Source organism: Nocardia sp. NPDC056611, assembly GCF_042792755.1.
Lineage (GTDB): Bacteria > Actinomycetota > Actinomycetes > Mycobacteriales > Mycobacteriaceae > Nocardia.
In genome coordinates, this window is record NZ_JBHTVV010000003.1 from 741,658 (window position 1) to 755,863 (window position 14,206).

The following is a 14,206-nucleotide window of genomic DNA, read 5'->3' on the forward strand; positions in this document are numbered from 1 at the left end:
CTATCCTTGGACGGTCATGAAGTCGGCTTTCCCGGGTCCGGTCGGTGCCCAGACGGTCTACCTCGATCACGCGGCGACTACACCGATGTTCCCGGTCGCGGTCGAGGCCATGTGTGCTGCGCTGGGGGTGACGGGGAACGCCTCGTCGCTGCACGGGTCGGGACGGGCCGCCCGGCGGCTGCTCGAGGAGGCTCGGGAGTCGATCGCGGCGGGGCTGGGGGCGCGGCCCTCGGAGGTGATCTTCACCTCGGGCGGGACCGAGAGCGACAATCTCGCCGTCAAGGGGATCTACTGGGCGCGCCGTGACGCCGACCCGACGCGGAACCGGATCCTGGTGAGCGCGGTCGAGCATCACGCGGTGCTGGACACCGTGGAGTGGCTCGAACAGCACGAGGGCGCGCGGATCACGTGGCTGGAGTGCGACGCCGAGGGCGTCGTGTCGCCGCGCACGCTGCGGGCCGCGCTGGCCGAGCACGCCGAGGAGACGGCGCTGGTCAGTGTCATGTGGGCCAATAACGAGGTCGGGACGATCCAGCCGATCCCGGAGTTGGCCGCGGTGGCACAGGAGTTCGACGTGCCGATGCACAGCGACGCGGTGCAGGCGGCCGCCCAGCTGCCCATCGATTTCGCGGCCAGCGGGCTGGCGGCGGCCAGTTTCGCCGGGCACAAGGTCGGCGGGCCGCACGGGGTCGGGGTGCTGCTGCTGGGCCGGCAGGTGCCGGCGGTGCCGCTGCTGCACGGCGGCGGACACGAGCGGGATCTGCGCTCGGGCACCTCGGACGTGCCCGCGGCGGTGAGCCTGGCGGCCGCCCTCCGTGAGACCGTGGCGGGCCTGGAGCTGCGCGCGGTGGAATTGGAGCGGCTGCGGGACCGGCTCATCGACGGTGTGCGCGCCGTCGTGCCGGACGCGGTGCTCAACGGGGGTACCGGTGAGCGGCGGCTGCCGGGCAACGCCCACTTCACGTTCCCCGGCTGCGAGGGCGACTCGCTGCTGATGCTGCTCGACGCCGCCGGGATCGAATGCTCGACCGGATCCGCGTGCAATGCCGGAGTCGCCGGACCCTCCCATGTGCTGCTGGCCATGGGCGTGGAACCGGGCCGCGCGCGTGGATCTCTGCGATTCTCATTGGGACACAATTCGACCGACGCCGATATCGATGCCCTGCTGGCCGCGCTGCCGCAGGTGGTCGAGCGGGCGAAGGCGGCCGGACTGGCCGGAGCGAAGGGAGGCTTCTAGATGCGAGTACTTGCCGCGATGAGTGGTGGCGTGGATTCCGCCGTGGCGGCCGCCCGCGCCGTGGACGCCGGACACGAGGTGGTCGGCGTGCACCTGGCGCTGTCGGCGAGCCCGGGCACGCTACGCACCGGGTCGCGCGGCTGCTGCTCGAAGGAGGACGCCGGTGACGCCCGGCGGGCGGCCGACGTGCTCGGAATCCCGTTCTACGTCTGGGATTTCGCGGACCGGTTCAAGGAGGACGTGATCGACGACTTCGTCGCCGCGTACGCCGCCGGCGAGACCCCCAACCCGTGCCTGCGCTGCAACGAGAAGATCAAGTTCTCGGCGCTGGCCGACCGTGCGGCGGCGCTCGGCTTCGACGCTGTCGTCACCGGGCACTACGCCCGCTTGGCGGACGGCGTGCTGCGCCGGGCCGTGGACGCGGACAAGGATCAGTCGTACGTGCTGGCCGTGCTGACCGCGGATCAGCTGTCGCGCGCCATGTTCCCGGTCGGCGACACCCCGAAGCCGCAGATCCGCGCCGAGGCCGCCGAGCGCGGGCTGGCCGTCGCCAACAAGCCCGACAGCCACGACATCTGCTTCATCCCCTCCGGTGACACCCAGGCCTTCCTGGGCGCGAAGATCGGCATCCGCCCGGGCGCGGTGCTCGACGCCGACGGCACCAAGCTCGCCGACCACGAGGGCGTGCACGGGTTCACCATCGGCCAGCGCAAGGGTCTGGGCCTGCCCGGCCCGGCCGCCGACGGCAAGCCGCGCTACGTCACCGGCATCGACCCCGACACCGGCGACGTGCACGTGGGTTCGGCCAAGGACCTGGAGGTGTGGACGGTGCTCGCCGACCGCGCCATCTGGACGTCGGGCGAAACCCCTTCCGGCCCCATCGACTGCGTCGCCCAGGTGCGGGCCCACGGCGGCACCGCCCCCGCGGTCGCCGAGGCCGTCGACGGTGGCCTGGTGGTGCGGCTGCGAGAGCCGCTGACCGGGGTGGCCCGCGGCCAGGCCGTGGTCCTCTACCGCCCCGACACCGACGGTGACGAGGTGCTGGGCAGCGGCACCATCTCCGGCACCGAACGCGAACCGCACTCGTACGCAAGCGAACTGGTCTCGGATAGCGCCCGGTGAGCGACCGTCCCTCGCGCAGCGGCGCGAAGTCATATGTGGCACGACAGATCCGGCCCGTTCTCGGTGGCCGGATCGTGTGGCGCACCGGTCTGGCGCAACCGGCCGGTCTGCGGCCCAAACGCGGCCCCGGCAAGGTCCGGCTCGGCAAGGGCGCCAATCGGGCCTCGGCCGACCCGGTGGGGCAGCCCGCCCGCGCCGATACCGGCGAATTCCAGCCCGGCGAAGCGCAACCCGGCCCCGAGGGCCCGCACGACGCCGGGACCGGACCCTCGTCGGACCGCAACCCCGACCATTCCGGGCGCAAGCGCGCCGTGACCGTCCGGGTCGCCCCCTACGCCGAACGCGGTCGCGTCCCCACCGGCGCGCCCGCCGAGGGCACCGCGGGCAAGACCTGGGACTGGTTCGTGAATACGACCTGCTGGGACTGGTACACGAACTCGAGCGGGAAGACCGATCGCGGCGATGCCGGTGAGTGACAATGCCTTCGCGCTGCCCGGCGGTATCGCGACCGGCGTCGGTTCGTGGCCGGGCGCCGACCCGCGCGAGGCGGCGGCGACCGTGGTGGGGGAGCTGGGTCGGCTGCCGCACCTGGTCGAGCTGCCGGCCCGCGGCTTGGGCGCGGACATGATCGGGCGGGTGTCCGGGCTGCTGGTGGACATGCAGTTCGACAGCACCACCCGCGGGTACCGGCTGGGCGCGCGGCCCGGCGCGGTCTCCCGGCGCGCCAACGACCTGTTGCGCACCGATCTGGACGCGCTCGAAGAGGCGTGGGAGACCGGTGGTTTGGCCGGCTCCGGTCATCCGGTGAAGGTGCAGGTGGCGGGCCCGCTGTCGGTGGCCGCGGAGGTCGAACTGCCCGGCGGGCATCGCATCCTCACCGATTCCGGTGCGCTGCGCGACCTTTCGGAATCCCTGGCCGAGGGGGTCGCCAACCATGTCGCCGAGGTCGCCAAGCGGCTCGGCACCCCGGTGATCCTCCAGATCGACGAACCGCACCTGACGGCTGTCCTGAACGGGACGCTGAAGGGCGTGAGCGTCCTGAACACGGTGCGCGCCATGCCCGAACCCGAGGCCCTGCACGTCCTCGACGCCGTCGCCGCGCGGCAGTCGGTCCCGGTCCTGATCCACTCCTGCGCCGACCGCCCCGCCCTCGGCTTCCTCCGCACGTCCGCCGCGAGCGCGATCGGGTTCGACCTGGCCGCCATCGGCACCCGGGACCTGGACCGCATCGGCGAATTGCTGGACGCCGGAAAGCATCTGGTCCTCGGCCTGGTCCCCACCACCGAACCGGCCAAGCCGGTCACCTGGCGTGACATCGCCGAACCCGGTGTGCGCCTGATCGACCGTCTCGGCTTCCCCCGCCGCCTGCTCGCCGACCAGATCCTGGTCTCCCCGGCCTGTGGCCTGGCCGGCGCCTCCCTGTCCTGGGCCCGCCGCGCGGTGAGCCTGGCCGCGGAGACCGCCCGAGCCTACGCCGACGAGCCCGAGGCCCTCAGCTTCGAGTAGCCGCTACATCCGCTCGACGATGTCGAGTGCGATGGCCACCGCCGCCGCGTTGCTCTCCTCGTCGGACAGCTCCAGGTCCCCCATCATGGACAGGCTCCAGCTGATGGCCAGGAGCGCCTGCCGGGCGTGGAACACGGTCAGCGGCTCCCGGCTCGGCGCGCTCATCAGGTCCGCCAGCACCCGGAACTGGTAGCGCAGGCTCGTCCCGAACCCGAGGTCCCGGAACGCGGGCTGATTCTCGTGCCAGAACCGGATCATGTCCTTGCCGAGACTGTGCAGCAGCGCCCCGTACCGGATCACGATCGCCCGGGCTCGCTCCCGCCCCTCGGGCGCGCCCTCGGCCCAGGTCACGATCTCGTCGATGCCGCCCCGCAGATCCTCCGACAGACTGGCGACGATGTCTTCCTTGGTCCGGAAGTGGTAGTACAGCGCGGCTTTCGTGACTCCCAGGCGTTCGGCGATCTCCCGCAACGAGGTCTTCTCGTATCCGCGCTCCGAGAACAGCTCCATGGCGACGGCCCGAATCCGCTCCCGCGTGTCACTACGACGCCCGTCCATCGAATCCCTTCGTTGCTTGCCCGCCATTTTGCTTGACGCCCGGCTAGGTGAAAGCCTAGCGTCTTCCTCACCGCCAGATACCTAGCCGGGCGGCAAGTTAATTCACTCGCGGGGAGCAGTGACATGACCGAATCAGCAGCGAAAGTGCCGGTCGACGGCGTGGCCATGACGGCGATCGGGGTGGCCGTCATCCGGGCGCGGGAGTCCGAACGTCCCGACCGCCTCTACGACGACCCGCAGGCCGCGGCCTTCGTGGCCGCCGCCCGCACGGGTTTCGATCCGGGCCGTTGGGCCCGCGTGGAGGCCGTGGCCGACCAGTTCTACGAGGGCCGCACCGTCGGCGTGCACCTGGTCGACGAGCGATTCCGTGCGGCGATCACCGCGGGCTGCGCCCAAATCGTCCTAGTGGGAGCCGGTTTGGACACGCGCGCCTACCGCATGCCCCTCCCGCCCGGAACCCACGTGTTCGAGATCGATCTCCCGGAACTCTTCGCCTTCAAGGAGCCCGTCCTCGCGACCCTCCCCGCCACCCCCGCCTGCCACCGCCACGTGGTCGTCTCCGACCTCCGCGACGACTGGCGAACCCCCTTGCTGGCAGCCGGTTTCGCCCCGAGTGTCCCCACCTACTGGGTGGACGAGGGCTCGCTCGGCTACCTCAACCAGGACTGGAACCAGCGCGTGGTCCGCACCCTCACCGACCTCTCCGCCCCCGGCAGCCGCTTCGGCGCGGCCCGCTACGTCGTCGACCCCGACGCCCCGCAGTACCGCGACCTCCGCCGCCTGGTCGCCGGTGACCACGCCCCCGACCCGGCCCCCATCACCACGTCCCAGGACTTCGACGTCCGGTCCTGGCTCGATTCTCTCGGCTGGTCCACCGAGTTCCGCAGCTGGAACGATATGACGGCCCACCTCGACCGCCCGGTCGGTCCCCTCGACCCCCGCATCGGCAATATCGCGGCCGTCCGCCGCTGACGATCACCGCGTGGCCGGAGGATCAGCCCTGATCCTTCGGCCGCTTCGAGCCGAAGTAGGGGCGGGCGCCCGGGTGGCCGAGCTGCCATTTGTCGGGCTTGCCGGTGGGATAGGCGACGGGGATCCGGTCGCCGATCGACGGCCACTGGTTGACGTCCCAGGCGAAGCGGCCGTAGACCTCGTGGGCCACCACGGTCGGGCCGGAGATGCTGCCGCTGATGGTGACGTACTGCTCGCCGGGTTCGGCCGGGCGGGGGCTCACGCCGGTGACGTGCAGGGTGCCGGATTCGAGTTCGGCGGGGGCGCCGAAGCCGGGCAGGGCGCGGGCGCCGCCACCGTTGGCGCGGCGGTAGTACATCACGGTCGCGGCCAGAGCGCCGCCGATCAGCAGGACGAACGCGAGCTGGATGAGCATGGAGTCCATGCTAGGCGGCGTCGCGTCCGGCCCCGGGCAGCGGCTAGTGGGCGGTGAGTTCGGACACGCCGTGGTGGCGGCGGAGCTGCCAGACCGTGGTGCGCTTGGACTGGGAGCGGCCGTTGCCGCGGTCGATCAAGGTGCGGTTGGCGGTGGTGAACACCAATTGCGCGCCCTGGGTATTGGTTTCGGGGTTCTGGAACAGCTGGATGAGGCTGTCGGCGGTCTCGGGGGTGAGGGCGGCGTCGATATCGTCGACCGCCAGCACGCCGCCGGTGTCGAGAGCGTCCAGCATGGGCGGGAGCAGGCGCAGCATGGCCAGGGTGGCGCTGGACTCGTCGGCGATGTCGAAGGCGGTCTCGATGCCCTCGTGGGTGAGACCCAGGCCGACGCCCCGACGGGCCACCATGCGAGAGTACAGGGCGTCGCGGGCGGCGTAGAGGTTGGCCAGTTCGCGCTGCAGCAGGGTCACGGTGATGCCGTGCTCGAGGAACATCTCCTCGGCGTAGTTGGCCGACACCGTGCAGTTCTCGATTTCCTTTGTGGTGGACGAGATGTCGGTGTCCAGGTCACGCAGGTAGTCGGCGTACATGGGATCGTCCGAGGGCAGCAGCAGATCGGTGATGCCCAGGTCGGCGCCGCGCAGCAGGGTCAGCAGCCGCACCGCGTGATCGGTGGAGCGCGAGATGTGCGAGCCGACGCGGTGCGCGATCTCCTGCGGATCCGGTTGCCCGCACTGCACTTCCAGCAGCGACTGGAACCAGCGGTAGGCGGGCACCAGCGGTTCGGCGTACAGCTGCCCGGACAGGCTGAGCAGCAGCGCGTTCGGCCGCACCAGCGGCACCACCGCACCCAGGCCGTACCGGGCGGCCTCGAACATGGGCCCGATCCGGATGTCGTCTCCGGCGCGTTCGAAGACCACCCGCTTGCGATTGTGCGGATGCGAGTGCAGCCATTCCGCCGCCACATCGGCATTGTCGAGCCGGAATCCGTAGGTGTACGGGCAGCCCTCGGCGACGAAGTTGGCCACGAATTCCGAAGGGCGATCCGAGAATCCGAGATGCGGGGTGCGGTCGGGCCCGGAGTACGGGTCCCACCCGGTGACCGAGTTCAGCACGGCGTCGCGCATGCGGTCGAGCGCGTCGATGAGGCCGGTCTTGCCGGTGGCGGCCGCGCCGTACACGGCGGTGACCGGCGTGGCGACCGGTCCGCTACCCCGGGTCAGCCGCAGCTCCTGCGGTTCGGCGAGGGACCGATGGTTCGTCACCTGAAAACTACGCAACACCCTGGACATCCTGCCGGTCGCGGGTCGGAAATGCGACTCACCTTATTCGGACGTGGCGGTCGGATCGCGGGCGGGCCGCGAATGACGCTGCGCGACAGCGCGAACGGTCGCGCGCGAGGGCCGCGACGCGCTCGCGGCGACTCGGCGCTGAGCCGTGCCGGTCCCGCGCGAATGCGGCTCGACGTGCGGGAATGTTTGATCAAACCTGTCGGTGGGGCGGGATAGAGTGCCTGCTGTGAGCGAATCGGGCAGCGAATCGGGCAAGGAGATCACCGCGGCGAGCGGGGACGAGCGGGTCGAGTGGCAGCGGCTGGCGGAGGAGGTTCGCGACCATCAGTTCCGCTACTACGTGCGGGACGCGCCGATCATCACCGACGGTGAGTTCGACGAGCTGTTCAACCGGCTGGTGGCGCTCGAGGAGTCGCATCCGGATCTGCGGACTCCCGACTCGCCGACCCAGCTGGTCGGGGGCGGCTTCACGACGGCGTTCGCGCCGGTCGACCACCTGGAGCGGATGTACTCGCTGGACAATGTGTTCAACGAGGACGAGATGCGGCAGTGGATCGCCAAGGTGGAGGCCGACGCCGGCGCCGACCTGCACTACGTGTGCGAGGTGAAGATCGACGGTGTCGCGCTGAACCTGGTGTACGAGGACGGCAAGCTGGTGCGCGGCGCCACCCGCGGCGACGGCCGCACCGGTGAGGACGTCACCCTCAATGCCCGCACCATCGAGGACATCCCGCACGAGCTGGTGCACAGCGACGAGTTCCCGGTGCCGAAGCTCCTCGAGGTGCGCGGTGAGGCGTTCATGACGCTGGCCGAGTTCGAAGCGCTCAACGCCGCCATCGTGGCGGAAGGCAAACCGCCGTACGCGAATCCGCGCAATACCGCGGCCGGCTCGCTGCGCCAGAAGGATCCGGCGGTGACGGCCCGGCGGCGGCTGCGCATGATCTGCCACGGCTTCGGCCGCCTGGAGGGTTTCGCGCCGGAGTCGCAGCACGAGGCGTATAGCGCGCTGGCCGCCTGGGGTCTGCCGGTGTCGGCGCACACGGTGCGGGTGCGGGGCGCGGACGCGGTGGTCGACCGCGTCAACTATTGGGGCGAGCACCGCCACGACATCGAGCACGAGATCGACGGCCAGGTCGTCAAGGTCGACGAGTTCAGCCTGCAGCGCCGCCTGGGCGCCACGTCGCGCGCGCCGCGCTGGGCCATCGCCTACAAGTATCCGCCGGAGGAGGCCACCACCAAGCTGCTCGACATTCAGGTGAATGTCGGTCGCACGGGCCGGGTTACGCCGTTCGCGGTCATGCAGCCGGTGACGGTGGCGGGCTCCACGGTCGCCATGGCGACGCTGCACAATGCCTCGGAGGTGCAGCGCAAGGGCGTGCTCATCGGCGACACCGTCACCATCCGCAAGGCCGGTGACGTGATTCCCGAGGTGCTGGGCCCGGTGGTGGACGCGCGCGACGGCTCCGAGCGCGCCTTCGTGATGCCCACGCACTGCCCCGAATGCGGCACCGAGCTGGCCCCCGCCAAGGAGGGCGACGCCGACATCCGCTGCCCCAATCAGCAGTACTGCCCGGCGCAGCTGCGGGAGCGGGTGTTCCACGTGGCCGGGCGCGGCGCGTTCGATATCGAGGCGCTGGGCTACGAGGCCGCCATCGACCTGCTCAAGTCGGGCGCGATCGCCGACGAGGGCGACCTGTTCGCCCTCGACGAGGAGACGCTGCTCACCACCACCCTGTTCACCAACAAGGCGGGCACGCTGTCGCAGAACGGCAAACGCCTGCTGGAGAATCTGGAGTCCGCCAAGGATCGCCCGCTGTGGCGCGTGCTGGTCGGCCTGTCCATCCGGCACGCGGGTCCCACCGCGGCCCGCGCCCTGGCCACCGCCTTCGGCAGTATGGACCGCATCCGCGAGGCCTCGGCCGAGGAGCTGGCCGCCACCGACGGCGTCGGCCCGACCATCGCCGCCGCGGTCACCGAATGGTTCACCGTGCCATGGCATCTCGACATCGTCGACAAGTGGGCCGCCGCCGGTGTCCGCATGGAGGACGAGCGTGACGAGTCCATCGAACGCAACCTCGAGGGCCTGTCCATCGTGGTGACCGGTTCGCTGCAGACCTTCACCCGCGACGGCGCGAAGGAAGCGATCCTGATCCGCGGCGGCAAGGCCGCCGGATCCGTCTCCAAGAAGACCGCTTTCGTGGTCATCGGCGACTCGCCCGGTTCCAAGGCCGACAAGGCGGAGGAACTCGGTGTCCCGATCCTCGACGAAGCGGGCTTCGTCAAACTCCTCGAGGGCGGCCCCGAGGCGGTTTCGTAGCGACCGCCGGGTGCCGGTGCGGTGCGTGCTCGTGCGCTGCCCGCACCGGCGGGTGTTCGAGGCCGGGCGCGGATGCCGAGCTCAGATGCCGGGCGACGGCGGGATGACGGTGTGGGATCGATCGAGGACGGAGTTGTGCTGATGGGCGCGGACGGTGCCGCCGTGGTGATTCGGGATGCCGGGGTCGAAGATTTCGCCGCGGTCGGTGAGCTGACCGTCGAGGTGTACGTGGGCGAGGGGCATGTGAATCCCCAGAGCCTGTACGTCGCGGAGCTCGCCGACACCGCCACCCGCGCGGCGTCGGCTGAGATCCTGGTGGCCGTGCGCGGCGGGGAGCTGCTCGGCTCCCTGACCATGGCCCGGCCGGGCACGCCGTTCGCCGATATCGCCCGGCCCGGGGAGCTGGAGTTCCGGATGCTCGCGGTGTCCAAGCGCGCCCGCGGCCTCGGCATCGGCCGCGCCCTGCTGGAGCGGGTGATCGAGACCGCCCGCGCCGAGGGCTTCGACGCGGTGGTTCTCACCACCATGCCGACCATGCAGGACGCCCGCCGCATGTACGACCGGTTCGGTTTCGCGCATGTGCCGGAACGCGATTGGCACACCGATTCGGGGCTGCCGCTGACCGTCATGCGATTCGAGATCGCGGCGGGGGACTGACTCCGGCTCCGCCGCCAGTTGCGCGGATCGCCTGGTCGATAGGACCGGGCGCGGCGGACCGGCTCGGCCGTTCGGGGCCGAGTCGGCCAACCTCGCGGGCCCGCGGGATGTCTCCCGCGGGTGGGGCTCAGGTCAGCACACCGTCGATGCAGAGCGATGCGGTGCGCCAGGTGGGTGTGGGCCGCGCGCCGTCGAAAGTCCATCCGGCGATGGGTTCGGCGGCCTTCCACAGCAGCACGTCCCCGGGCAGCCGGACCACCTGGTACACGTCGTCGGTGCCCGGGATCAGCTGATTGCCGACGCAGTAGTCGGTGTAGCTGGTGCCGGGTTGCCGTGCGCCCGGACTGAATTGACCGATCGGACTGCCGGTCGCGCCCGGAGTCCGCACCGTGGCGGGCCGGTCGGTATCGGCACCGGCGAACCAATACGGCGCCCCGGCGTCGGTGCCGCACCGGAAGCTGGTGCCGCCCGCGATGACGGTGCTGTCCTGCGGGTAAGTCGTTCCCGCCCACAGACACCCGGCGCGGGCCCGGCGCTCGCCGGTCTCCGCCTCGGCGGTCGCGGCGAGCGGCAGCCCGGCAACGGCCAGGGCGGCGATCGCGATGGGCGCGGCGGCGGCCCGCCCGAAGCGTCGTGAACCGCGCCGGGTGGAGATCGAGGTGGAGCGCTCGGCGATCGAGGTAGGGCGCTCGGTGGTCGAGGTGGTCGGTGCGGGTCGGTGGGGCGTCGAAGCAGGCATGGTGGCTCCCTGGTCGCGGTGCGTGGTCAGCAGTGGCTGGCGAGCGCGGGACAGACGGTGTAGCCGGAACCGTCCCGGTTCCAGGTGGGTGTCCAGGTGGCCGGGTCGCCGCCGCCCACCCGGTTCGGGAGTGGGCTCGGCGGGCGGACCGCGCCGGGTTGGCGCGGATGCTGGTTCTGGAGCACGGGATTGGTGTCCCGGTGCTGGAAGCCGAGCGGATCGCGGGCGTGGATGCCGGTGTTGTCGTTGCCGTGAGTGACGATGCCGGGCCGGTTGCCGCGGTCCCCGGACGACCGCGACGGGTCGGAGGATCCGGGTGACGTGCCGTGCGTGGACGGTTCGGCGGATGCCTGTCCCGCGGCGAGCACGGTGGCGCCGGCCAGCGGGGCCAGGATCAGGCCGATGCGGCGGAGGTGGGGTTGTGGTCGATGGGCGTGCTGCATGGCGTCATTGCCTCTCTGCGCGGCGTCTCGGCCGTTCCTTATCTACTAAGTGAGACCGTAGATGATCTACGTAGGTGAATAGTAGATAAAACCTGGGAATCTACTGAGTTCCTACGTAGGAAACGGGAGGCGCGCAGCGGCCCGTCAATGCGAAACGCCCCCACCGGATCTCCGGTAGGGGCGCGAAACGCGAGGTGAAAGGGGGTGTGGCTCAGCCCAGCACGGTCGCGACGATGCCGGCCAGGTAGCCCAGCCGAGCCACCTCCGAGGGCCGGAAGTCCGGTCCGCCCGGGCGGCCCAGCAACAGCACCTTGCCGGTGTTGCCGAGTGGCGCGGCCGCCAGTTTGGTGTCCATGTCCTTCCATAGATCCGGTACCCAGTCGGCGTCGCCGTCGAGCACCGACGGCTTCTCCAGGGGCATCCACGGTGCGGAGGCGGCCTGTGTGGACGGCGCGCTCTGGGAGCCCACCACCCGGTAGGCGCCCTGCGGTCCCATGTCGATCACAGTCGACCAGCCGACCCGCAGCACCCGGGGCGCACCGTCGACGAGCACCTGCAACCGGTCGTCGCGTGCGTTGGCGACCTGGTCGATGAGCTCGAGTTCGCGGTGGGTGTCGAGGATCCCCGAGTACGGCCGCAGCGAATCCACTTGCACATCGTGCAGTGATTCGGCGGCGGTGATGAGGGTGTCGGGCAATGCGCCCGTCGGCACCTCGACGACGATGTCGTCGATCGCGAAGCCGTCGCCGCGCTCGACGACATCCAGCGAGAGGATGTCCGCGCCAACGGAACCCAGTGCCAGCGCCAGCGATCCGAGACTCCCTGGGCGATCCGGAAGTTGCACGCGAAGCAGGTATGACACGTGCCTTCCTTTCTTTACTGTGCGACCGAAACTTTCCGACGGGTACCCGAGTCCCGCAATACTTACACCCTCGAGAGCCCGTTATCGAATCGAAGCATCCGCTGTGACGTGGGCCACCTACCGGTGGGTCACACATTGATGGTGCCAGGTCCGGCGCGTACCTGCGACCGGTGGCCGAAGGTGAACCCACTAGGCTGTCGGATGGCCAATCACCTAGCTCGAACCATGCCGAAAGGGGTCCCGCGGTGCCCGCCATCTCCAGGGACGAGGTAGCCCACCTCGCCCGGCTGTCCCGGCTCGCTTTGACGGACGACGAACTCGATCTGTACGCCGGTCAGCTGGATTCCATCCTGACCCACGTCGCACAGATCTCGCAGGTCGCCGCCGCCGATGTGCCCGCCACCGCATCCCCGAATCCGGAGACCAACGTGACGCGCCCGGATGTGCCGCAGCCGTGCCTGACTCCGGACGAGGCGCTCGCCATGGCCCCGGCCGTCGAGGAGCAGCGGTTCATGGTTCCGCAGATTCTGGGAGAGGGAGAATGAGTTCATCGCGTAGCGATTCCGTTGGGGGCGGCGGCGGGGCGACGGGTGGGCCCGACCTGACCAAGCTGTCCGCGGCGGAACTCGCGGACAAGATCCACGCCCGCGAGGTGTCCTCGGTCCAGGTCACCGAGGCCCACATCCGCCGCATCGCCGAGGTCGACGGGGAGATCAACGCCTTCCTGCACGTCGCGGGCGAGCAGGCGCTGGTCACCGCCGCCGAGGTGGACCGCCAGATCGCGGCCGGGACCGTGGCCTCGCCGCTGGCCGGTGTTCCCTTGGCGCTCAAGGACGTTTTCACCACCGTCGACATGCCGACCACCTGCGGGTCGAAGATGCTCGAGGGCTGGGTGTCGCCCTACGATGCGACGCTGACCACCAAGCTGCGCGAGGCGGGCATCCCGATCCTCGGCAAGACGAACATGGACGAGTTCGCCATGGGTTCGTCGACCGAGAACTCGGCGTACGGCCCGACCCGCAATCCCTGGGACACCGAACGGATTCCGGGTGGCTCGGGTGGCGGCTCGGCCGCGGCGCTGGCCTCCTTCCAGGCTCCGCTGGCGATCGGCACCGACACCGGCGGCTCGATCCGCCAGCCCGCCGCGGTCACCGCGACCGTCGGCACCAAGCCGACCTACGGCACCGTGTCCCGCTTCGGCCTGGTCGCCTGCGCGTCCTCGCTGGATCAGGGTGGCCCGTGCGGTCGCACCGTGCTGGACACCGCGCTGCTGCACGAGGTCATCGCCGGGTACGACCCGCGTGACTCCACCTCCCGCAACGTGCCGGTGCCGCCGGTGGTCGCCGCCGCCCGCGAGGGCGCCAAGGGCGACCTGTCGGGCCTGAAAGTCGGTGTGGTGCGCGAGCTTCACTCCGACAGCTACCAGCCCGGCGTCCTCGCCTCCTTCGACGCCGCGGTCGCGCAGCTGAAGGAGCTGGGCGCCGAGGTGATCGAGGTGTCGTGCCCGCACTTCGAGTACGCGCTGCCCGCCTACTACCTGATCCTGCCGTCGGAGGTGTCGTCGAACCTGGCGCGCTTCGACGCCATGCGGTACGGCCTGCGCGTCGGCGACGACGGCACCCACTCGGCCGAGCAGGTCATGTCCATGACCCGTGAGGCCGGACTGGGTCCGGAGGTCAAGCGCCGCATCATGATCGGCACCTACGCGCTGTCCTCGGGCTACTACGAGGCCTACTACGGCCAGGCCAACAAGGTCCGCAACCTGATCGCGCAGGACTTCGACAAGGCGTATGAGACGGTCGACGTGCTGGTCTCGCCGACCAGTCCGTTCACCCCGTGGAAGCTGGGCGAGAAGGTCAACGACCCGCTGGCCATGTACCTCTCGGACCTGTGCACGCTGCCCACCAACCTGGCCGGGCACTGCGCCATGTCGGTGCCGTCCGGGCTCAGCGCGGACGACGGCCTCCCGGTCGGTCTGCAGATCATGGCCCCGGCGCTGGCCGACGACCGCCTGTACCGGGTCGGTGCGGCCTACGAGGCGGCCCGCGGCCCGATCGCCTGATCGGTCCGATCCCGCAAGCGAA

General features: G+C 70.5%; 15 protein-coding genes. 9 read left to right on the top strand and 6 right to left on the bottom strand.

The window, feature by feature from the left end:
• Positions 1-16 precede the first annotated feature (16 nt).
• From ACFRAQ_RS19910 to ACFRAQ_RS19925, 4 genes are read left to right on the top strand one after another with little or no spacing between them, the layout of a single operon-like run.
• A complete protein-coding gene (locus ACFRAQ_RS19910; RefSeq protein WP_379101572.1) occupies positions 17-1,237 on the top strand; it encodes a cysteine desulfurase family protein in 1,221 nt (406 codons plus the stop codon).
• On the top strand, positions 1,238-2,359 hold the full coding sequence (mnmA, locus tag ACFRAQ_RS19915; RefSeq protein WP_379101574.1) for a tRNA 2-thiouridine(34) synthase MnmA: 1,122 nt from the start codon (positions 1,238-1,240) through the stop codon (positions 2,357-2,359).
• Entirely contained in the window at positions 2,356-2,835 is a 480-nt protein-coding gene (locus ACFRAQ_RS19920) for a hypothetical protein (RefSeq protein WP_379101576.1), read from the top strand. The genes mnmA and ACFRAQ_RS19920 overlap by 4 nt, the downstream gene beginning before the upstream one ends.
• Positions 2,822-3,865, top strand: a complete 1,044-nt coding sequence (locus ACFRAQ_RS19925) for a methionine synthase (RefSeq protein WP_379101578.1) — start codon at positions 2,822-2,824, stop codon at positions 3,863-3,865. The genes ACFRAQ_RS19920 and ACFRAQ_RS19925 overlap by 14 nt, the downstream gene beginning before the upstream one ends.
• Positions 3,866-3,868: 3 nt before the next feature.
• Here the strand turns inward: ACFRAQ_RS19925 and ACFRAQ_RS19930 are convergent, their stop codons facing one another.
• Positions 3,869-4,423: a TetR/AcrR family transcriptional regulator gene (locus ACFRAQ_RS19930; RefSeq protein WP_379101580.1), complete on the bottom strand. Its 555-nt coding sequence runs from the start codon at positions 4,421-4,423 to the stop codon at positions 3,869-3,871.
• Between the two features lie 123 nt (positions 4,424-4,546).
• On the opposite strand from ACFRAQ_RS19930, the gene ACFRAQ_RS19935 reads away from it, so the two are divergent.
• Positions 4,547-5,395, top strand: a complete 849-nt coding sequence (locus tag ACFRAQ_RS19935; protein ID WP_379101582.1) for an SAM-dependent methyltransferase — start codon at positions 4,547-4,549, stop codon at positions 5,393-5,395.
• A 22-nt stretch (positions 5,396-5,417) separates the two neighbouring features.
• Here ACFRAQ_RS19935 and ACFRAQ_RS19940 read toward each other — a convergent pair whose 3' ends face one another.
• Both ACFRAQ_RS19940 and ACFRAQ_RS19945 read right to left on the bottom strand, forming a co-directional pair.
• Positions 5,418-5,753, bottom strand: a complete 336-nt coding sequence (locus ACFRAQ_RS19940; protein WP_379102180.1) for a hypothetical protein — start codon at positions 5,751-5,753, stop codon at positions 5,418-5,420.
• A gap of 100 nt (positions 5,754-5,853) precedes the next feature.
• Entirely contained in the window at positions 5,854-7,095 is a 1,242-nt protein-coding gene (locus ACFRAQ_RS19945; RefSeq protein WP_379101584.1) for an ATP/GTP-binding protein, read from the bottom strand.
• Positions 7,096-7,363: 268 nt separating this feature from the next.
• Between ACFRAQ_RS19945 and ligA the strand changes: the two genes are divergently transcribed.
• Positions 7,364-9,421 (top strand): NAD-dependent DNA ligase LigA, encoded by a 2,058-nt coding sequence (gene ligA / locus ACFRAQ_RS19950; RefSeq protein ID WP_379102182.1) that lies wholly within the window; start codon positions 7,364-7,366, stop codon positions 9,419-9,421.
• A gap of 141 nt (positions 9,422-9,562) precedes the next feature.
• Entirely contained in the window at positions 9,563-10,078 is a 516-nt protein-coding gene (locus ACFRAQ_RS19955; RefSeq protein WP_379102184.1) for a GNAT family N-acetyltransferase, read from the top strand.
• Positions 10,079-10,205: 127 nt separating this feature from the next.
• Here the strand turns inward: ACFRAQ_RS19955 and ACFRAQ_RS19960 are convergent, their stop codons facing one another.
• The 3 genes from ACFRAQ_RS19960 to ACFRAQ_RS19970 all read right to left on the bottom strand — a co-directional run bounded on the left by ACFRAQ_RS19960 (position 10,206) and on the right by ACFRAQ_RS19970 (position 12,122).
• A complete protein-coding gene (locus ACFRAQ_RS19960; protein ID WP_379101586.1) occupies positions 10,206-10,817 on the bottom strand; it encodes a hypothetical protein in 612 nt (203 codons plus the stop codon).
• A gap of 26 nt (positions 10,818-10,843) precedes the next feature.
• The gene (locus ACFRAQ_RS19965) at positions 10,844-11,260 is read right to left on the bottom strand and encodes a hypothetical protein (RefSeq protein WP_379101588.1); all 417 of its coding nucleotides are present in this window, start codon (positions 11,258-11,260) and stop codon (positions 10,844-10,846) included.
• Positions 11,261-11,471: 211 nt separating this feature from the next.
• Entirely contained in the window at positions 11,472-12,122 is a 651-nt protein-coding gene (locus tag ACFRAQ_RS19970; RefSeq protein WP_357096145.1) for an amino acid-binding protein, read from the bottom strand.
• 245 nt (positions 12,123-12,367) lie between these two features.
• Between ACFRAQ_RS19970 and gatC the strand changes: the two genes are divergently transcribed.
• Both gatC and gatA read left to right on the top strand, forming a co-directional pair.
• Positions 12,368-12,667 carry an Asp-tRNA(Asn)/Glu-tRNA(Gln) amidotransferase subunit GatC gene (gene gatC, locus ACFRAQ_RS19975; RefSeq protein ID WP_357279337.1) on the top strand — a complete coding sequence of 100 codons (300 nt, stop codon included), beginning with the start codon at positions 12,368-12,370 and terminating at the stop codon, positions 12,665-12,667.
• A complete protein-coding gene (gene gatA / locus ACFRAQ_RS19980) occupies positions 12,664-14,184 on the top strand; it encodes an Asp-tRNA(Asn)/Glu-tRNA(Gln) amidotransferase subunit GatA (RefSeq protein WP_379101591.1) in 1,521 nt (506 codons plus the stop codon). Before gatC ends, gatA begins: the two co-directional genes overlap by 4 nt.
• Positions 14,185-14,206 lie beyond the last annotated feature (22 nt).

Bases quoted from the DNA above. Each gene is read 5' to 3' on its own strand.
- ACFRAQ_RS19910 (WP_379101572.1), top strand. From the start codon at position 17: ATGAAGTCGGCTTTCCCGGGTCCGGTCGGTGCCCAGACGGTCTACCTC.
- mnmA (WP_379101574.1), top strand. From the start codon at position 1,238: ATGCGAGTACTTGCCGCGATGAGTGGTGGCGTGGATTCCGCCGTGGCG.
- ACFRAQ_RS19925 (WP_379101578.1), top strand. From the start codon at position 2,822: ATGCCGGTGAGTGACAATGCCTTCGCGCTGCCCGGCGGTATCGCGACC.
- ACFRAQ_RS19930 (WP_379101580.1), bottom strand. From the start codon at position 4,423: ATGGACGGGCGTCGTAGTGACACGCGGGAGCGGATTCGGGCCGTCGCC.
- ACFRAQ_RS19935 (WP_379101582.1), top strand. From the start codon at position 4,547: ATGACCGAATCAGCAGCGAAAGTGCCGGTCGACGGCGTGGCCATGACG.
- ACFRAQ_RS19940 (WP_379102180.1), bottom strand. From the start codon at position 5,753: ATGTACTACCGCCGCGCCAACGGTGGCGGCGCCCGCGCCCTGCCCGGC.
- ACFRAQ_RS19955 (WP_379102184.1), top strand. From the start codon at position 9,563: ATGGGCGCGGACGGTGCCGCCGTGGTGATTCGGGATGCCGGGGTCGAA.
- ACFRAQ_RS19960 (WP_379101586.1), bottom strand. From the start codon at position 10,817: ATGCCTGCTTCGACGCCCCACCGACCCGCACCGACCACCTCGACCACC.
- ACFRAQ_RS19965 (WP_379101588.1), bottom strand. From the start codon at position 11,260: ATGCAGCACGCCCATCGACCACAACCCCACCTCCGCCGCATCGGCCTG.
- gatA (WP_379101591.1), top strand. From the start codon at position 12,664: ATGAGTTCATCGCGTAGCGATTCCGTTGGGGGCGGCGGCGGGGCGACG.